The sequence below is a fragment of the Bradyrhizobium sediminis genome (genome assembly GCF_018736105.1).
In the GTDB taxonomy this organism is placed as follows: Bacteria; Pseudomonadota; Alphaproteobacteria; order Rhizobiales; family Xanthobacteraceae; genus Bradyrhizobium.
In genome coordinates this window covers 703,382-722,186 of the sequence record NZ_CP076135.1, presented here as the reverse complement: position 1 = coordinate 722,186, position 18,805 = coordinate 703,382, and the positions used below count along the sequence as shown (strand labels likewise).

At 63.8% G+C, this 18,805-nt stretch carries 17 protein-coding genes; 5 read left to right on the top strand and 12 right to left on the bottom strand.

Annotated features, from left to right (window positions below; translation table 11 throughout):
- Positions 1-15: 15 nt before the first annotated feature.
- From boxB to KMZ68_RS03440, 5 genes are all read right to left on the bottom strand, one after another.
- Positions 16-1,470: a benzoyl-CoA 2,3-epoxidase subunit BoxB gene (boxB, locus tag KMZ68_RS03460; protein WP_215614504.1), complete on the bottom strand. Its 1,455-nt coding sequence runs from the start codon at positions 1,468-1,470 to the stop codon at positions 16-18.
- Between the two features lie 83 nt (positions 1,471-1,553).
- Positions 1,554-3,242, bottom strand: coding sequence for a 2,3-epoxybenzoyl-CoA dihydrolase (gene boxC / locus KMZ68_RS03455; protein WP_215614503.1), 1,689 nt, complete (start codon positions 3,240-3,242; stop codon positions 1,554-1,556).
- 107 nt (positions 3,243-3,349) lie between these two features.
- Entirely contained in the window at positions 3,350-3,874 is a 525-nt protein-coding gene (locus tag KMZ68_RS03450; protein WP_215614502.1) for a DUF309 domain-containing protein, read from the bottom strand.
- A 24-nt stretch (positions 3,875-3,898) separates the two neighbouring features.
- The gene (locus tag KMZ68_RS03445; protein ID WP_215614501.1) at positions 3,899-4,717 is read right to left on the bottom strand and encodes an alpha/beta fold hydrolase; all 819 of its coding nucleotides are present in this window, start codon (positions 4,715-4,717) and stop codon (positions 3,899-3,901) included.
- Positions 4,718-4,906: 189 nt separating this feature from the next.
- Entirely contained in the window at positions 4,907-6,451 is a 1,545-nt protein-coding gene (locus KMZ68_RS03440) for a benzoate-CoA ligase family protein (protein ID WP_215614500.1), read from the bottom strand.
- Positions 6,452-6,610: 159 nt separating this feature from the next.
- Between KMZ68_RS03440 and KMZ68_RS03435 the strand changes: the two genes are divergently transcribed.
- Positions 6,611-7,510: a helix-turn-helix transcriptional regulator gene (locus KMZ68_RS03435; RefSeq protein ID WP_215614499.1), complete on the top strand. Its 900-nt coding sequence runs from the start codon at positions 6,611-6,613 to the stop codon at positions 7,508-7,510.
- Positions 7,511-7,727: 217 nt separating this feature from the next.
- Here KMZ68_RS03435 and KMZ68_RS03430 read toward each other — a convergent pair whose 3' ends face one another.
- Positions 7,728-8,072 carry a 5-carboxymethyl-2-hydroxymuconate Delta-isomerase gene (locus tag KMZ68_RS03430; protein WP_215614498.1) on the bottom strand — a complete coding sequence of 115 codons (345 nt, stop codon included), beginning with the start codon at positions 8,070-8,072 and terminating at the stop codon, positions 7,728-7,730.
- A gap of 43 nt (positions 8,073-8,115) precedes the next feature.
- On the bottom strand, positions 8,116-8,901 hold the full coding sequence (locus tag KMZ68_RS03425; protein ID WP_215614497.1) for an IclR family transcriptional regulator domain-containing protein: 786 nt from the start codon (positions 8,899-8,901) through the stop codon (positions 8,116-8,118).
- A 118-nt stretch (positions 8,902-9,019) separates the two neighbouring features.
- Here KMZ68_RS03425 and KMZ68_RS03420 point away from each other — a divergent pair, with 118 nt between their 5' ends.
- The 3 genes from KMZ68_RS03420 (at position 9,020) to KMZ68_RS03410 (ending at position 13,263) form a co-directional block, all read left to right on the top strand.
- Positions 9,020-10,375, top strand: coding sequence for an aromatic ring-hydroxylating dioxygenase subunit alpha (locus tag KMZ68_RS03420; protein ID WP_215614496.1), 1,356 nt, complete (start codon positions 9,020-9,022; stop codon positions 10,373-10,375).
- A 159-nt stretch (positions 10,376-10,534) separates the two neighbouring features.
- Positions 10,535-11,971, top strand: coding sequence for a glutamine synthetase family protein (locus KMZ68_RS03415; protein WP_215614495.1), 1,437 nt, complete (start codon positions 10,535-10,537; stop codon positions 11,969-11,971).
- 167 nt (positions 11,972-12,138) lie between these two features.
- Positions 12,139-13,263, top strand: coding sequence for a hypothetical protein (locus KMZ68_RS03410; protein ID WP_215614494.1), 1,125 nt, complete (start codon positions 12,139-12,141; stop codon positions 13,261-13,263).
- Positions 13,264-13,330: 67 nt separating this feature from the next.
- Here the strand turns inward: KMZ68_RS03410 and KMZ68_RS03405 are convergent, their stop codons facing one another.
- From KMZ68_RS03405 to KMZ68_RS03385, 5 genes are all read right to left on the bottom strand, one after another.
- Positions 13,331-14,050 (bottom strand): ABC transporter ATP-binding protein, encoded by a 720-nt coding sequence (locus KMZ68_RS03405; RefSeq protein ID WP_215614493.1) that lies wholly within the window; start codon positions 14,048-14,050, stop codon positions 13,331-13,333.
- Positions 14,043-14,810 (bottom strand): ABC transporter ATP-binding protein, encoded by a 768-nt coding sequence (locus KMZ68_RS03400; RefSeq protein ID WP_215614492.1) that lies wholly within the window; start codon positions 14,808-14,810, stop codon positions 14,043-14,045. The genes KMZ68_RS03405 and KMZ68_RS03400 overlap by 8 nt, the downstream gene beginning before the upstream one ends.
- Positions 14,803-15,750 (bottom strand): branched-chain amino acid ABC transporter permease, encoded by a 948-nt coding sequence (locus KMZ68_RS03395; RefSeq protein WP_215614491.1) that lies wholly within the window; start codon positions 15,748-15,750, stop codon positions 14,803-14,805. The genes KMZ68_RS03400 and KMZ68_RS03395 overlap by 8 nt, the downstream gene beginning before the upstream one ends.
- Complete coding sequence (locus KMZ68_RS03390; RefSeq protein WP_215614490.1) at positions 15,747-16,664, bottom strand: branched-chain amino acid ABC transporter permease; 918 nt, start codon at positions 16,662-16,664, stop codon at positions 15,747-15,749. Before KMZ68_RS03390 ends, KMZ68_RS03395 begins: the two co-directional genes overlap by 4 nt.
- A 308-nt stretch (positions 16,665-16,972) precedes the next feature.
- Complete coding sequence (locus tag KMZ68_RS03385; RefSeq protein WP_215614489.1) at positions 16,973-18,145, bottom strand: ABC transporter substrate-binding protein; 1,173 nt, start codon at positions 18,143-18,145, stop codon at positions 16,973-16,975.
- A gap of 375 nt (positions 18,146-18,520) precedes the next feature.
- Here KMZ68_RS03385 and KMZ68_RS03380 point away from each other — a divergent pair, with 375 nt between their 5' ends.
- Positions 18,521-18,760 (top strand): hypothetical protein, encoded by a 240-nt coding sequence (locus KMZ68_RS03380; protein WP_215614488.1) that lies wholly within the window; start codon positions 18,521-18,523, stop codon positions 18,758-18,760.
- Positions 18,761-18,805: the final 45 nt, after the last annotated feature.

Below are 18,805 nucleotides of genomic sequence, written 5' to 3'. Positions count from 1 at the left end.
TTCAGCCCGGCCCGGTCACGCCGCCTCGATCTTCACATATTCGAAATCGCCCGGCTTGTTGTCGATGCCCATCTTCGGCGGGGCAATCCATTTCGCGTATTGGCCCGGTTCGCTGACAGGCTCCATCAACGAGGCGATGAAATCGCCATCGGAGGGCGAGGGCAGATAGTCGTTTTTGACCTTGGCCCATTCGGCGGCGCTGACGATGACGCCCTTGGGTGTCGCGTTGACGTCCCTGAATTCGCCGATCTGGCGGTGGAACGCGGTATGCGGCAACTCGAGACGGAAGTTGACGCCGGCCTTTTCGATGATCTTGTTCCAGCGCTCGACGCCCTTTTCGCAGTCGGCCGAGTAGTCATCGCGCAGCCGCATGTTCAACGCCGTCAGCGCCGGCTCGTCGACCAGCGCGATCTTGCCGTCGACCAGCTTCAGGACCTTGTAGAAGTCGTTGGTCAGGCGGTGATCGTCGTCGATCTTGGTTTCCTGAAAGCGGCCCTTCAGGCCCGCATTGTAGAAATTCGCGGCATTGGTCGAGACTTCCGAGCCGAACAGGTCGAGCGAAAGCGTATAGTGCAGGTTCAGCTTCTTCTGGATGGTCGGCAGGTCGATCACGCCGAGCGCACGCACCTTCTCGATCGCATAGGGATCGTCGATGCCCGCCTCCTTCATGGCCTCGCAGGTGCGCTGCAGGACGCGGCCGACGCCGGTCTCGCCGACGAACATGTGGTGAGCCTCCTCGGTCAGCATGAAGCGGCAGCTGCGCGACAGCGGATCGAAGCCGGATTGCGCAAGGCTCTCGAGCTGCATCTTGCCGTCACGGTCGGTAAAGAAGGTGAACATGAAGAACGACAGCCAGTCCGGCGTGGCCTCATTGAAGGCGCCCAGCATGCGCGGCGCGTCGGCATCGCCGGAACGGCGGCGCAACAATTCGTCGGCTTCCTCGCGGCCGTCGCGGCCGAAATATTTCTGCAGCAGGTAGACCATGGCCCAGAGATGGCGGCCTTCCTCGACGTTGACCTGGAACAGGTTGCGCATGTCGTAAAGCGACGGCGCGGTTTTCCCGAGATGGCGCTGCTGTTCGACGGATGCAGGCTCGGTGTCGCCCTGGACCACGACGAGACGGCGCAACATGGCACGATACTCGCCGGGCACTTCCTGCCAGGCCTTTTCTCCCAGGTGCTGACCGAAATTCACCCTTCGGTCCGGGTCTTGCGGAGCAAGCAGGATGCCCCAGCGGTATTCCGGCATGCGCACGTAATCGAACTTGGCCCAGCCTTTGGGATCGACGCTGACGGCCGTGCGCAGGTACACTAGCGATTCCTGGAAACCTTCCGGCCCCATGTCGTTCCACCAGTCGAGATAGCCGGGATGCCAGCCTTCCAGGGCCTTCAGCACCTGGCGGTCCTCCGCGAGATTCACGTTGTTGGGAATCTTGGTGGAGTAGTCGACGTTCATGATGTTGACGTTCATGGCAGGGCCTCCTGTGTTGGAGCGATCTTGTTTGGCGAATGGCGAGTAGCGAATGGAAAGGAACAGCTATTCGCTATTCGCCGCTAAACTCTCGTCATATCGAACTGCGCCTTCTGGCCGGTGCCGTAGCGGCGCAGCGCGCCCTCTTCGCCGACCGCGTTGGGCCGCTGAAAGATCCAGTTCTGCCAAGCAGTCAGGCGCGAGAAGATTTTCGATTCCATGGTCTCAGGGCCCACGAAGCGCAGATTCGCTTCCATGCCGGTGAGACTGTCGGGCGAGAAGCTGGCGCGCTCCTCGAAGAACACCCTGACTTCGTCGTCCCAGTCGATATCGTCGAGCGCGAAGGTGACGAGGCCGAGCGCCTCGGCCTCCTCGGCGTCGAGCGCCTCGCCGATCTTCGCCTTGGCACGATCGAGATCGGAAGGATCGGCCAGGAAACGCGACTGCAGGCGCGTCAGGCCGTGGCTCATCGGATAGGGCCCGAAATTCATCGCCGAGAGCTTGATGGCCGGGGGGCTGCGGTTATCGCCCTGCCGCGAACCGATCAGCATGTAGGAGCGGTCGGCCGCGAACACGAGTTCGGCCAGCGTGCCGGCGAAGCAGGAGCCGGGCTCGACCAGCGTCACCAGCGTGCGCGAGGTGACGTCGACGCGCTTCAGCACCCGCTTCCAGTACTGCCTGATCTCGTTGACCAGCCAGTGTGCCTTGTTGGCTTCCAGGAAGGCGTCGCAGGCCAGCACATTGGCGGCATCGCCATGCGATTTGAACACCAGCATCGCGATCTCGAGTTCGTTGATGCGAAGATGCAGGATCGCATCGTCGAGTTCGCGCGCTACCTGCAGCGGCCAGAACGAGGCGCCCTTGGCGATCATGCCGTCGATATCGGCGGGCGGGGCCTCCTCCGGCGCCTTGATCGAGATGGTGGCGATGCGCGCCGCGCGATCGATGTCGACGCTGACAAAGCCGTAGCGGATGCTGTTTTCGTCGATGGTGCGGTTGAGTTTCGTCAGCGCAATGCCCTTGCCGGTGCCGTTGCGCTTCGAGGCGGCGGCGAATTCCCTGGCGCGCTCGGCGACCTTGGCTTCCAGCTTGCTGTTCGGCACGATCTCGTCGACCAGGCGCCACTGCACCGCGCGCTTGCCCTTGATGCCTTCCTCGATGGTGCAGAAGAAGTCGGCGTGGTCGCGGCGCACCTTGCGCTTGTCGACCACCCGCGTCAGGCCGCCGGTGCCCGGCAAGACCGCCAGCAGCGGCACTTCCGGCAGCGCCACGGCGGCGGCGCCGTCGTCGGCCATGATGATGTGATCGGTCGCCAGCGCCAGTTCATAACCGCCGCCGGCCGCGGTGCCGTTGACGACGGTGATGAAGCGCTGGCCGGAATTCTCGGATGAGTCCTCCAGCCCGTTGCGGGTCTCGTTGGTGAACTTGCAGAAATTGACCTTGTGGGCGTGGGTGGAGCCCGCCAGCATGCGGATATTGGCGCCGGCGCAGAACACGCGGTTCTTGCCCGAGCGCATCACCACGACCTTGACCTCGGGATGCTCGAAGCGCAGCCGCTGCACGGCGTCCGCGAGCTCGATGTCGACGCCGAGATCGTAGGAATTGAGCTTGAGCTGGTAGCCTTCGAACAGGCCTCCGTTCTCGTCGACATCCATGGTCAGCGTCGCGACGTCGCCTGCGACGTCCAGCTTCCAGTGCCGGTAACGCGACGGATCGGTCTGAAAATCGATGTATTTCGCGCCGCCTGAAAGGACGCGATCTTCACCGGCCATGGGCCACCCTTGGGTTTCTTGAGGTATGAGCTATCTGACGTTAGATGCACAATAGTGCATGTTTTTTTGGTTTGTCTACCAAAAAATACAAAAAGATGCATTTTGCTTCATGTGCGGCCGGCGGCGCCGATATTCACCCAATCCGCCTTGGATAACGCCGGCTGCGCCAATCTCCCCTTCAACAGCGCCGCCAGCACGGCGGTCGGGAAGGTGTCGGCAAAGCCGTCGCCGCCGGCGACCGCCTGGCGAAGACCGAGCGTGGTGAGTTCTCGCAGCGCGTCGCCGAACAGCCGCACGGCGGCGTGCGGCTTCAGCATCCGCAGCTTGAGATTGGCACCGGCGATCTGGATGCAGGCGCGCAGCAGAATGCGCTCGCGGCCGCCTTGCGGCGCTGCCGCCCATACCGCTTCGAGGATCTGCTGCGACTCCCAGAAGAAGCCGTGATCGTTGAGCGCCAGCCCGTAGCGCAGCGCCGGATGCCGCGCCGGGACGAAATCGCGGAACCGGGAGGGCACCAGCGCCTTGGCCTGCCACAGCGTATCGTGATCGGCGTCGGCGTCCGCGGTCTCGCCGGGGACATAGGCCCATTGCGGCAGCGGAAGCTGGTTCGCGGCTGACGGAGGCGGGCTCATCGCGGCCTCGCCCCGACCGACGCCTCAGGCGGCCCGCCCCTGCGAGCCTTCGTGGGTGTGCAGAATGCGTCCTGCGAAATCCGAGATCGCATGCAGCGTCGCCTCCGGCGCTTCGCGATGCGGCGAGTGTCCGGCGCCCGGGATGATCGTCACATCGACCGGACAATAGCACTCTTCCTCGGCAATCTCGACCTGCCGTAATGTCCCATACTGGTCGTCGGCGCCCTGCAGGATCGCCACCGGCACGCGGATATAGGCGAGATATTCGCAGATATCCCAGTTGCGGAATCTCGGGTCGAGCCAGGCGGCGTTCCAGCCGTAGAAGGCGTTGTCGACATCCTTGTGCCAGCGGGCGAGCTTCGACTTCAGCTCCGTCGTCTCGTAGGTCTTCTTGATTTCCGCGATCGAGGCCACCGAAATATCCTCAACGATGAAATGCGGCGCGATCATCGCGACCCCGCGCACGCGGTAATCCTGAACGCCACCGGCGTAGATCGCGGCGATCGAGGCGCCGTCGGAATGGCCGACCAGAAGGCCGCGGCGAAAGCCGATGGTCTCGAGCAGCTTCGGCAGGGTCTCGCGCGCCTCGATGTGCATGTAGTCGAGCGGGCGCGGCAGCTGCACCGGGCTCGAGGCGCCGTAGCCGGCGCGCGAATAGACGAACACGCCGGCCCCGGTTGCCGCCTGCAGCCGGTCCGGAAAATCGCCCCACAGCCCGGCCGAGCCGAGACCTTCGTGCAGCATGACGAGGGTCGGCGCGTCGTCCGGCATCGGACCGATCATGCGGTATTCGAGATCGGACGCACCGATGCGGAGGAAGCCGGCAGGGGAGAGCGCGGTCATGAAATTGGCTTTCCGAAGGTGATCGAGACGCTTCAATCCACTCGCTCGTCGTCCCGGCGCACGCCGGGACCCATACTCCGCGGCCTCTCGTATGGGCAGACCGGCCAACACCTTCCGCAACAATGAACGGCGGTGGTTATGGGTCCCGGCGTGCGCCGGGACGACGCGTGGAGACGATCGTGCTCCCTTCTATTTTGCCTTCGCATCCCTTAGCTTGAACCGCTGGATCTTTCCGGTCGCGGTTTTCGGCAAGCTATCGACGACCTCGACCCAGCGCGGATATTTCCACGGGCCGATCTTCTGCTTGACGTGATCCTTCAGCGCCTCGTGCAGGCCGGCCGCGCTGGCGCCCGGCCGCAGCACCACGAATGCCTTCGGCTTCAAAAGACCTTCCGGATCGGCCTCGGGCACCACTGCGGCTTCCAGCACCGCGGGATGGGTGATCAGCGCGCTCTCGACCTCGAACGGCGACACCCAGATGCCGGACACCTTGAACATGTCGTCGCCGCGGCCGCAGAAGGTGTAACGGCCGTCGGCGTCGCGAACGTATTTGTCGCCGGTGCGGGTCCAGTGGCCGGCAAAGGTCTGGCGGGTCTTGCTGCGCTGGTTCCAGTAGCCCTCGCCGGCGGAAGGCGCGTCGACCAGGAGTTCGCCGACCTCGCCGTCGGGCACGTCGTCGCCGGCGTCGTTCACCAGCCGCACCTTGTAGCCCGGCACCGGACGGCCCGAGGTGCCGTATTTGATGTCGCCCGGCGCGTTCGAGAGAAAGATATGCAGGAGTTCGGTCGAGCCGACGCCGTCGAGAATGTCGACGCCGAAGCGCGCCTTCCAGGCATTGCCGACCGATTCCGGCAGCGCCTCGCCGGCGGAAGTGCAGATGCGCAGGCGCGAGCCGGCGGGTTCGTTCTTCAACGTCTCGTCGTTGAGCATCGAGGAATACAGCGTCGGCACGCCGAAGAAGATGGTGGGATTGTACTTGTTCATCAGCGCGAACATCAGCGCCGGCGTCGGCCGCTCGGAATTGAGCACGGTGGTGGCGCCGACCGACATCGGGAAGGTCAGCGCATTGCCGAGGCCGTAGGCGAAGAACAGTTTCGCCGCCGACAGGCAGACGTCGTCCTCGCGGATGCCGAGCACCTGCCTGGCGTAGGTATCCGCGGTCGCGGCGAGATTGGAATGCAGATGCCGCACGCCCTTGGGCATGCCGGTCGAGCCGGACGAATACAGCCAGAACGCCGGCTCGTCGGGATGGGTGGCGGCGGTCGCAAACACGTCGCTTTCGCCGGCGAGTTCGTCGGACAGCTTCTTGTGACCGAGCGCATCCTTGCCGGAGACCACGACATGCTCGAGATCCGGCAGCCGCCCGACCATGTCCTTCACGACCGGCAGCAGCGCTTCGGAGATGAACAGCACCCGCGCGCGGCAATCCGCCAGCACGTAGGCATATTGATCCGACGTCAACAGCGTGTTGAGCGGCACCGGCACGATGCCGGCGCGGATCGCGCCGAGAAACACGACCGGGAAATCGACGGTGTCGAGCATGATCATCGCGACCCGCTCTTCGCGGCGGACGCCGAGGCGGCGCAGCATGTTGGCGACGCGCCGGCTCTGCCGCTGCAGGCCGCCATAGGTCAGCTCGGAAACGGTGTCGGTAAAGGCGAGTTTTGCGCCGCGGCCTTCGTCGACGTTGCGGTCGAGCAGCCAGGTCACCGCGTTGTAGGAACCGCCGCTCATGCCGCGCTCCTGAGCCCTAAGCCTGTCACGACGTCTTCTCCCCCTCAGGATTTTAAGAATTATAATTCATATAAATGCAGGCAGATGCGCTTGCTGTCAATCCTTGTCGGCATTATGTTTCCAACAGCGGCGCATTCGCTGCCCGATTCGAACGGGGACATGACCGAAAATCTCGATCCCGAAACCGGCTTTCTCGAACAGCTGGGCCAGCGTGTCCGCACCATGCGCGCGCTTCGCGGCATGTCGCGAAAGGTGCTGGCCAAAGTCTCCGGCATTTCCGAACGCTATATCGCCCAGCTCGAAAGCGGCAAGGGCAACGTCTCGATCGTGTTGTTGCGCCGGGTGTCGGATGCGATGGGCGCGCATCTAGAGGATCTCATTCCCGCGGACGAACCGGCGCCGGACTGGCCGGTGATCCGCGACCTCCTGCGCAAGGCGACGCCGAACCAGGTCGCGCAGGCCAGGGAAATTCTCGCCGGCCACGCGGGCGGCGCCTCGGCGCAGCGCGCGTCGTTTTCCGGCATCGCGCTGATCGGGCTGCGCGGCGCCGGCAAGTCCACCCTCGGCAGGATGCTGGCGAAGAAGATCGGCTGGAGCTTCGTCGAGTTGAACAAGGAGATCGAGCGGCAGAACGGATTGTCGGTCGCCGAGATCATCGCGCTCTACGGCCAGGAAGGTTTTCGCCGGATGGAGCAGACCGCGCTGAACCAGTTGCTGGCGCGCAAGGAGCTGATGGTGCTGGCGACCGGCGGCGGCATCGTCTCCGAGCCCCTGACCTTCGACCTGATCCTGCAGTCGTTCTACACGATCTGGCTGAAGGCCGAGCCGGAAGAACACATGACGCGGGTGCGCGGCCAGGGCGACCTGCGCCCGATGGCCGACGACCGCTCGGCAATGGCCGAACTGCGCACCATTTTGCTCAGCCGCGAGCCGCTCTATGCGCGCGCCAACGCCGTGGTCGATACCGCCGGGCTGTCCGTCGATGCCGCAGCCGCGCGCCTGATCGACGCGGTATCGCCGGTGCTGCAGAACGAAGCGCGAAGGTTCGCGCGGGGGTAGCTTCGCGCTCCGGTTGCGGCGCAGAATTCCCGCTCTCCGCACCTCGCGCTCTTGCGTCATTCGCGATATCGATCGGCCATGAAGCTGCTGTTCCTCCATGGCGCGCCCGCGGCCGTCAAACTGACGGTGGCCAAAGCGCTGCTGCAGAAATTCGGCACCGTCAGCGGCTCGGCGCTCAACGATCCGGCGCACGCCGTCAGCGCGGCGCTCGTTCCGCTTAGAGGTCCATGTTCAGCCGCTTCTTGTAGGCCGATGCGTCCATGTCGCGGATATCGACGCTGAGGCTTTTCGCGTCCGGCAGCAAGGTCGCCATCGCGGTGCGCAGCGTCTCGCTCAGGGTCAGCTTCTGCTGGGGCGTGCGGCCCTCGAGCAGATAGACAAAGACGTGGCAGAAGCTGTCCCGTTTGCCCGCCACCAGATAATCCGCATAGGGCAGCGCGCGGACCTTGATATCCGCCGCCTGCATCACGCCGGTCGATGCGGCGGCGTTGTGCAAGGCCTGCATCAAACCGGTGATGTCGAAGCCGGCATCGGCGGAATATTCGACGACGATATGGGGCATCTGTTCCAAACCGATGGTGGAGACGAACTGGATCCGGACAGGATCACAGCAGCATGGATTTTACCGAGTCCGCGCCCTCGCGAAGCAGCGGCAGAAAGCGATCGATCATTTCGGAGGTGGAGACGCGATCGACATGGGCGCCCATATTGATCGCGGCGATGATGGCGCCGTCGTAACGGCGGATCGGCACCGAGATCGAGCGAAACCCCGGCTCGGCCTCGCGGTCGACCAGCGAATAGCCCTTTTCGCGGTCGGCGACGATGGCGGCGAGCAGCCGTTCCGGATCCGTCACCGTGTGCGCGGTCATCGGCTCGCGGCGCATCTTCGCCAGCCTCGTCGCGAGCTCGGCATCGTCGAACTGGCCGAGCATGGCGCGGCCGACCGAGGTGCAAAACGCCGGCAGGCGATAGCCGATGTCGAGGCCGGTCGAGAACACCCGCGCCGGGCTGCCGCGGGCGATGAACACGACCTCCTCGCCGTCCAGCACCGCCAGCGAACTGATCTCCTGCGCGGCCGTCGCGATCCGGTCGAGCACCGGCTGCAGCACCGCCACCACCTGGCTCGAACGCAGATAGGACGTCGCCAGCGTCAGGACGTGCGGGGTGAGGCTGAACAGCTTGCCGTCGGTCGCGACGAAACCGCCGCGCTCGAGCGTGAACAGGATGCGGCGCGCGGTGGCGCGCGGCAGTTCGGCGGCGCGCGCCAGATCGCTGAGCGTCGCCGGGCCGCTGACGGCGCCGAACTTCTGCAGCAGGCGCAGGCCGCGGTCGAGGCTCTCGACGAAATCGGTGGCGCGCGCTTCGCGATCCCCGCGCTTTGGCTTTGGCATTGGAGCGTTCCGCCGACGTCGTTGAAAGATTGTGCTTGCCGCTTTCCCAATGCATGTCATAATTCGCCCATTAGTTCAATAGACGAACAAATCGCGCGACAAGAGGATTTATGCCGCCATGATGAGCCAGGAGCAGAACGACCTGATCACGCGGACGGGACCGAAGGACCCGTGCGGGAAACTGATGCGGATGTACTGGCAGCCGGCCGCGCTGGTCGACGAGCTGCAGGGACCGCGCCCGGTGCGACCGGTCAAATTGCTCGGCGAGGACCTCGTGCTGTTCCGCGACGAAGAGGGCCGTTACGGCCTGGTCGACCGGCAGTGCGCGCATCGCGGCGCCGACCTCGCCTTCGGCCGGCTGGAAAACGGCGGCCTGCGCTGCGCCTTCCATGGCTGGCTGTTCGACGCGTCGGGCCAATGCCTCGAGACGCCGGCCGAACCCAAGGATTCGCAGCTGTGCAAGGGCATCCGGCAGCGCGCCTATCCGGTGGTCGAAAGAAGCGGCATCCTCTGGGCCTGGCTCGGCGAAGGCGAGCCGCCGGCCTTTCCCGAGATCGACTGCTTCGTCGCGCCGGACAGCCACACCTTTGCATTCAAGGGCCACATCAACTGCAACTGGCTGCAGGCGCTCGAAGTCGGCATCGACCCGTCGCATGCTTCCTTCCTGCACCGCTTCTTCGAGGACGAGGACACCTCGACCGCCTATGGCAAGCAGTTCCGCGGCGCTTCCGCCGGCAGCGACCTGCCGATGACCAAGATCCTGCGCGAATACGACCGCCCCATCATCAATGTCGAACACACCGAATATGGACTTCGCCTGATCACGCTGCGCGAGATCGACGACGAGCGCACCCATGTCCGCGTCACCAACCAGCTGTTCCCGCACGGCTTCGTCATACCGATGAGCACCGAGATGACGATCACGCAGTGGCACGTGCCGGTCGACGACGAAAACTGCTACTGGTACGCGGTCTTCACCTCCTATTCGACGCCGGTCGACAAGAACAAGATGCGCGACCAGCGCCTCGAACTCTACGAATTGCCCGACTACAAGTCGCGCAAGAACAAGACCAACGATTACGGCTTCGATCCGCAGGAACAGCTGACGGCGACCTACACCGGCATGGGCAACGACATCAACGTGCACGACCAGTGGGCGGTGGAATCGATGGGCGCGATCCAGGACCGCACCAGGGAACATCTCGGCCAGGCCGACAAGGCGATCGTGCAGTATCGCCGGCTGCTGCGGCAGCAGATCGAGACGGTCACCGGCGGCGGCCAGCCGATGCTGTTCCTCGACGCCGGCCGCGCGCGCAGCATCCAGGGTCCCGCCACCATGGACGGCATCGGGCCGACGCGGGGCTGGGAAACCTTCTGGATGGAGGTCGACGTCAAGCGCCGCCGCAGCGCGCCATGGGCAGCGCCGGTGCCGAGCGAGATTGCCGAAAAGATTCGCCATCTGAAGGCGGTTTGACAATTCTGGCACCGTCATTCCGGGGCGGCTCGCAGAGCCGAACTATGGTGCGCAGTTGCGCACCTGAGAATCTCGAGATTCTCCGATGTGCAATTGCACATCTGAGGTTCGATGCTGGCGCATCGCCCGGAATGAAAGAACGAGGACTGGGGGGACGCGTTGAGTTTTGTCTGTAGTCACGGGCTCTGGTCGAAAGAGCAGAAGGAGGCGGCAAGCCGCCTGCGCCGAATCGTCGAGGAGCAGAAGCTGGAGGTGATCCGGCTGTCGTTCCCCGACCAGCACGGCATTCTCAGGGGCAAGACGCTGGTCGCCGGCGAGGCGCTGGCCTCGCTGGAGAGCGGCTGCTCGATCACCACCACCATGCTCGCCAAGGACACCTCGCACCGCACGGTGTTTCCGGTGTTCACGTCCGGCGGCGGCTTCGGCATGAAGGAGATGGAAGGCGCCGCCGACGTGCTGATGGTAGCCGATCCCACCACCTTCCGCGCGCTGCCGTGGGCTCCGGGCACGGGATGGCTGATGTGCGATCTCCATTTCGCCGACGGTCGCCCGGTGCCGTTCGCGACGCGGAACCTGTACCGGTCGGTTCTCGACGGGCTCGGCAAACGCGGCTACGACTTCGTCGCCGGGCTCGAAGTCGAATTCCACATCTTCAAGCTCGAAGATTCGAAAATGTCGCCGGAGCATGCCGGCCAGCCGGGCACGCCGCCCGATGTAAGCCTGCTGTCGCACGGCTACCAATATCTCACCGAGCAGCGCTACGACCAGATGGAGCCGGTGCTCGAAATCATCCGGCGCGACGTGCTGGCGCTCGGCCTGCCGCTGCGCTCGGTCGAGGTCGAGTTCGGCCCGAGCCAGTGCGAATTCACCTTTGCGCCCAAAGCCGGGCTCGAGCCCGCCGACAACATGGTGCTGTTCCGCAGCGCCGTGAAGCAGATCGCCCGCCGCCACGGCTACCACGCCACCTTCATGTGCCGGCCGAGACTGCCGAACGTGTTCGCCTCCGGCTGGCATCTGCATCAGTCGCTGGTGTCGCGCGCGGGCGGCGAGAACGCCTTCATGGCCAAGGACGGCGGCGAGGCGCTGAGCCCGTTCGGCCGCGCCTATCTTGCAGGGCTGCTGCAGCACGCCCGCGCCTCGACGGTGTTCACGACGCCGACCATCAACGGCTACAAGCGCTACCGTTCCTATTCGCTGGCGCCGGATCGCGCGATCTGGGGACGCGACAACCGCGGCGTCATGATCCGCGTGCTCGGCGGCGCGGGCGATGCCGCTACCCGGCTGGAGAACCGCATCGGCGAGCCCGCCGCCAATCCCTATCTCTACATGGCCTCGCAGATTCTCTCAGGCCTCGACGGCGTCGACCGCAAGCTCGATCCCGGCCCGTCGGCGGATACGCCCTACGAGACCAAGGCCGAACTGCTGCCGAAGACGCTGCGCGAAGCGGTGTTCGCGCTGAAGGACGATCCGTTCTTCCGCGACGCGCTGGGTGCGGAATTCGTCGACTACTACGTCCACATCAAGAACGCCGAGATCGAGCGCTTCCAGGCGGAAGTGTCGGACTGGGAGCAGCGCGAATATTTCGAGATGTTTTGAGAAACGAAGCTCAAGGTCGGGCATGAACTCCAGCGCCGCTTTCACGCTGTAGTCGGACCGACTACCTCCCTTTGTTGCTATTGCGCTCAAATGGCCGCTTCTTGTAGATTGCCAGAATTCTACCTAAGCGATCATTCCCCAAGCGTTTTATGGAGCAAAGAATAGAAATGAGCGACAGTATTCAAGCAGAAGAAGCAGAAGCGCTTGTAATTCCCAAAGCTCTTTCCGTCGAGCTTGACAAGGTCGCCTTCGAAGAAGGCGGCGTTCGTTTGTATGCCGAACCTGTCAGCACCATTATCCTTCTGCTGAAGGCCGCTGCTGCGATCGTTGGACTCATCAGGGCATTTTCGAAGGATAGCGCGGAACTTAATGTTATCAAACCTCTGGAAGAAATTATCCGAGGCGTCGAGAACATCCTCAAGGAGCTTCAAGCCCTGCGAGACTATATCCCTGTCGCGCTGGATGATGCTTTCCGCAAGCGAATTACAATTTCCGTTGCAACAGCAATGGATGAGTTTACTCACGCACTGGCGGGCCTATCAGACGATCAAATACGGCGCTTGGACAAAAACAGTGCTGAGTACAAGGCGGTCGAGGCAATTGCAGGTAAGCAACTGTCCAATGCTTACGATTTGCGCGGTTACGACTTCCCTGGATATTTCGCGGTTTGCACCGCAAGCCTATCGTATATTTCAATGTGCATCGTCTTGCGCTCGTCAAAAGCCAAGGTGAAGGACTTCGCAACCAAGATCACGAATTGGCTGGCTTTTGTGATTGACCCGAAAAACGCCGGTTCAGCAGCCGCTGCCAGGGACAGGATGGTCAACGATGCCAACCAAGCTCGTGCAGTTGTCGATGGCTACCCCAGACAGGTGTTTCTTGGCTACTACACTAGAAGCGCAATGGTCTTCGCTGGCCGCGACCCGGGAGACCGCCCTGGACCTGGCGACCGGGAGCGTCGAACAGTGTACTATAATTGGTATGCTACGCAGGCCGGAAGCTTTGACGCCGGGCTTCAATGGAGTCCCCAGCAACAAATCAGTGATGCTGAGAATCCGAGGGGATGGCCACTCATTCCCAGTGAAGGTAACTCAAACCTCCACGACGGAGATGAATCGGCGTATGCACGGTGCAATAACAATTTGAACGGTATCAATGGTCAAGGCGGGCTCAACCCCCATGTGTCGCGGGGCAAGAACCTGTATTCGCGGGCGAAGGAGTTGGATGCGATAATCGCAGGCATCAAGGAACTCTCTGCGAAAATTGCGCGAGCTGCGGACGAATTCAAGTAATCTGCCTAGCGACGCCGTTGCGAACAAGGCGTGGATGGCCGGGTCAAGCCCGGCCATGACGGAAAAGTCAAATCCCGAGATACCGGTGCTGCAGCTCCGGCTCGGCGATCAACTGCTCCGAGCTGCCGCTCCACACCGCCCGGCCGCGCTCGATGATGTAGTGGCGGTCGCAGATCCGGGTCAGGTTCTCGACGTTCTTGTCGATCACCAGGATCGATTGTCCGCGCGCCTTCAGCAGCGACAGGCAGCTCCAGATCTCGTCGCGGATCAGGGGCGCGAGGCCCTCGGTGGCTTCGTCCAGAATCAGAAGGCGCGGATTGGTCATCAGCGCGCGGCCGATCGCCAGCATCTGCTGCTCGCCGCCCGACAGCGTGCCGCCCATATTGGCGCCGCGTTCGGCCAGCCGCGGGAACAGCGCGTGGATCTTTTCCAGCGTCCAGGGATCGGCGGCACCGAGGCGATTGCCGGAGGCGGCGACGAGATTCTCGTACACGGTCAGATTGGGAAAGATCTGCCGCCCCTCGGGGACGAGGCCGATGCCGAGCTGCGCGATCCGGAACGACGGCAGCTGGCGCGCCTCATGTCCGGCAAAGCGGATCGCGCCCGCGCGCGCCGGCGTCAGGCCCATGATCGAGCGGATGGTCGTGGTCTTGCCCATGCCGTTGCGGCCGAGCAGCGCCACCATCTCGCCCGTCCGCACCGACAGCGACATGCCGAACAGCACCTGGCTGAGGCCGTAGCAGGTCTCTATTTCCTCGACTTCGAGCAGCGGCGCCAGTTCAGACATGGCGGGTCACCACATGCTGATCGCCGAGATAGGCGCGCTTGACCTCTTCATGCTTGCGAATCGCGGCCGGCACGTCGGAGGCGATGACGCGGCCGTACACCAGCACGCTGATGCGGTCGGCCAGCGCGAACACCGCGTCCATGTCATGCTCGACCAGCACGATGGCGACTTCGCGCCGCAATTCCTGCAGCAGCTTCACCATGCGCGCGGATTCGGTGGGGCCGAGGCCGGCCATCGGCTCGTCGAGCAGCAGCAGTTGCGGCTTGGTGGCGAGCGCGACCGCGAGTTCGAGCTCGCGCTGCTCGCCATGGCTCAATTCCGATACCACGGTGTCGGCGCGGTGACTGAGCCCCACCCGCTCCAGTGCGGCGCGCGCGGCCTCGCGGAGCTGCGGCTCCTTGCGGGCATTGCCCCAGAAGCGGAAGGAGTGCCCGGCATGCGCCTGCGCCGCCAGCGCGACATTGTCCGCGGCGGTGAAGTCGGGCAGCAGCGAGGTGATCTGGAACGAGCGCGCCAGCCCGAGCCGGCTGCGGCGGTAGGCCGGCAGCCAGGTGATGTCCTGGCCGGCAAAGCGGATGGCGCCGGAATGCGGCAGCAACTGCCCGGTGAGCTGGCTGATCAGCGTGGTCTTGCCGGCGCCGTTCGGGCCGATGATGGCGTGCAGTTCGCCGCTTCTGACCTCGAGCGTGACGTTGTCGGTCGCGATCACGCCGCCGAACCGGCGGACCAGGTTTTCGACGTGCAGCAGAGGTTCAGCCACGGCGCAGCCTCCCGAGCAGCCCGTCGATGCCGCCGCGTCCGAACAGCACAATCAGGAGCAGCAGCGGACCCATGATCAGCGCCCAGTATTCCGTGATCTGCGACAGGAATTCCTCCAGCATCAGAAACACGATCGTGCCCAGCACCGGGCCGAACAGCGAGCCCATGCCGCCGAGCACCACCATGACCATGAGGTCGCCGGAGCGGGTCCAGTACATCGCCGCCGGGCTGACGAAATCGGTGTTGTTGGCGAGCAGCGCGCCGGCGAGGCCGCAGATGGTGCCCGAGATCACGAAACAGACCAGCCGGTAGCGGTTCACGGAAAAGCCGATCGCCTGCATGCGCCGCTCGTTGGAGCGCAGGCCCTGCACCACGAGGCCGAAGCGCGAATTGACGATGCGCCAGATCAGGTAGATGCCGCCGAACAGGCAGCCGACGCAGAGATAATAGAACTGCACGCGGTCCGACAGGTTGATGAGGCCGCCGAAATCGCTGCGCTTGTAGATCGTCAAGCCGTCGTCACCGCCGTAGCGGGCGAGCCCGGAGGCGACGTAATAGGCCATCTGCGCGAACGCCAGCGTGATCATGATGAAATAGACGCCGCGGGTGCGCAACGAAAGCGCACCGATCACCAGCGCGAACAGCGCCGATGCCAATAGCGCCACCGGCCACTGGATGAAGCCGGAGCCGATACCTTCATGGGCGAGAATGCCGACCGCGTAGCCGCCGATGCCGAGATAGGCGGCATGCCCGAAGCTCATCATGCCGCCATAGCCCATGATGAGATTGAGGCTTGCCGCGGCCAGCGCGTAGATCACGATGCGGGTGAACAGCGTCAGCGCGAAGACGTTGCCGCTGAGCGAGGTATAGAGCGGCAGCAGCAACAGGCCGGCAACCGCCAGCGTCACCACCACGTTGCGGGCGTTGAGCGAAATGGTCATCGGCGGCTGGCTGGAAACAGCCCCTCCGGCCGCACCACCAGCACGATGGCCATCAACAGATAGATGAGCATCGAGGAGAGCGCGGGGGCTGCGGTGGAGGCGGCGGTCGAACTCAGGACCTGCCGCAGCAGATCGGGCAGGAAGGCGCGGCCGAGCGTATCGATGATGCCGACGAAGATCGCCGCCAGGAAGGCGCCGCGGATCGAACCGATGCCGCCGATGACGATGATGACGAAGGCGAGGATCAGGATGTTCTCGCCCATTCCGATCTGCACCGTGAGGATCGGCGCCTGCATCAGCCCGGCGAGCCCGGCCAATGCGGCGCCGAGCCCGAACACCAGGGTGTAGAGCAGCTTGATGTTGATGCCGAGCGCGCCGATCATTTCCCGGTTCGATGCGCCGGCGCGGATCAGCATGCCGATGCGGGTGCGCATCACGACGAGATAGAGCAACAGGGCGACCACCAGCGCCACCACGATGATCGCCAGCCGGTAGGCGGGATAATAGACGCCGGGCATGATCGCGATCGGCACCGTCAGCCAGCCCGGCAGCGGCAGCGCCAGGCCCGCCGGACCCCAAATCAGCCGCACCGCGTCATTGAAGAACAGGATCAGCCCGAACGTCGCCAGCACGTGATCGAGATGGTCGCGGCCGTAGAGGTGCCGCAGCGCGACGAATTCCAGGACGATGCCGAGCAAGAGGGTCGCACCGAGCGCCAGCAGCGCGCCGAGCACGAAGCTCCCGGTCCACGCCACGAAGGTGGCCGCGAAATAGGCGCCCATCATGTAGAGCGAGCCGTGCGCCAGGTTGACGAAGTCCATGATGCCGAACACCAGCGTCAATCCCGCCGCCAGCAGGAACAACAGCAGCCCGAACTGCAGCCCATTCAGGAATTGTTCGACGACAAGCAGCATGCGCGTTCTAGATCATCTTCCGGTTGCGTGGCATCGTAGGCAGGCATCCAGCGGGCTTCATGGTTCGCGGCGCGCGGCGTTGCCGCGCTCCCCGCCATGAGGGCTTAGTAACCTCATCCTGAGCAGACGCCAACAGGTCCGCGCCGGGCGGCCCGACGATAGACTGCGCGCCGTCGCGGACGAAGCCACCGATCTGGAAGTCATCGAGTTACAAATCAGGTTGCAAGGAGTGTTTGCAAGACACGTGCCGGATGGAAACACAGCGGCAGCGCGCGAGCGCCGCCGCCGTGTTGGAGAGGATCGTCAGATCACTTCATCGGGCATTTGTCGTGGAACTTGTCCTGACTGTCCTTGATGATGGTGGCGACGGTTTTCAGCGAAAGCTGGCCGTCGGCGTCCTTGACCACGTCCTGCAGATAGAAGTTCTGGATCGGGATGTGGTTGTTGCCGAACTTGAATGCACCGCGCACCGATTTGAAATTGGCCTTCTCCATCGCCGCCTTCATCTCGTCCTTCTTGCTGGTGTCGCCCTTCACGGCTTCCACCGCGCTGGCGATCAGCTGCGCGGCGTCATAGGACTGCGCGCCGTAGAAGGTCGGACGCAGGCCGGTGTACTTCTTGCGGTAGTCGGCGACGTACTTCTTGTTCTGCTCGTTGGGCAGATCGTTGACCCATTGCTGCGCGCCGGGAACGCCGAGCGCGTTCTCCTTCTGCAGCACCAGCGTCAGTTCGTCGATGGTGAACGCCGTGTAGAGCGGCATCTGCGCCTTCAGGCCGGCCTGCGTGTATTGATTGAGGAACTGCACGCCGGCGGCACCCGGATAGAACACGAAGATCGATGCCGCGCCGGACGCGCGCGCCTTCGACAGCTCGGCGGAAAAGTCGAGCTGGCTCGGCCAGACCGTGTATTCCTCGCCCTTGATCTCGCCCTTGAACGTGCTCTTGACGCCGGCCAGCATGTCCTTGCCGGCGGCATAGTTCGGGCCGATCAGAAACACCGACTTGACGCCCTTCTGGTTCATGTATTCGCCCATCGCCTGCGGGGTCTGGTCGTTCTGCCACGAGGTCGAAAACACGTAAGGCGAACACAGCTCGCCGGCGACCTGCGACGGGCCGGCATTGGCGATGACCAGCATCGTCTTCGAATCCACGATCGGCTTCAGCGAGGCAAGGAGCACGTTCGACCAGATGTAGCCGGCGATGAAGTCGACCTTGTCGGACTGGATCAGCTTCTCGGTCTTCTGCTTGCCGACATCCGGCTTGAAGGTGTCGTCCTCGTAGATCACCTCGACCGGCTTGCCGCCCATCTTGCGGCCCATGTGATCGAGCGCGAGCTCGAACGAATTGCGCATGTCGTTGCCGATCGCAGCGGTCGGACCGCTGAACGTGGAGACAAACCCGATCTTGATGGTATCTCCCGCGACAGCAGGGTTTGCCAGCGCCAGAACCGTAGCGCCCGCCAGCCAGAATGCCGTTTTCATGTTCATTCCCTCCTCACTAAGACGTTGCCGTCAGTCAAATGCCCTTCCCCGTTCGAACAGCCCACTTTGCTCCGTTCCCGGGTCACTCTTTTGCAGGTGACGTGGTTTGTGCGCGAAATCGCGGGTCTGCAGCAAGCACGAACCGGAGGTCCCGCCCAAGAACCTTCGGCCCGATGCAAGCCTTTGTGCACCATAATTCGTATTCGTCCGTTATGGCAAGAATTATAGTTCAGGTAGCGGCGCCCGCGGACGCCGCAGGCGCGGGGCGGGTCCGGCCGGTCCCGGCCTGCATCCGCGCCGCTTGCGCGAGTCCCGGCCATTTTAACCCCACTTGACCCATTTGCCGCCGGACTCGCGCATCGATGGAGGACCGCCATGTCAGTCAGCGAAAGCGTCGCGCGCACCAGGTGGTGTCCCCTGGTGCGCATCGACAACAGCAACCGCCTGCACAACACCATGACCGACGGCTTTCAGAACTCGGAGAAGATGTATCACTGCATTGCCAGCGACTGCATGGGTTGGCGCCAATACCACCTGTCGCACACCAAGGGCAGCGAGCAGGAGATGCAGGGCCACGGCTATTGCGGTCTTGCGGGCAGGCCCGAGCTCGACTGATGGACCCGGGCGGACGGCCCGTGCGACGATTTGCCCGGGCCTGAT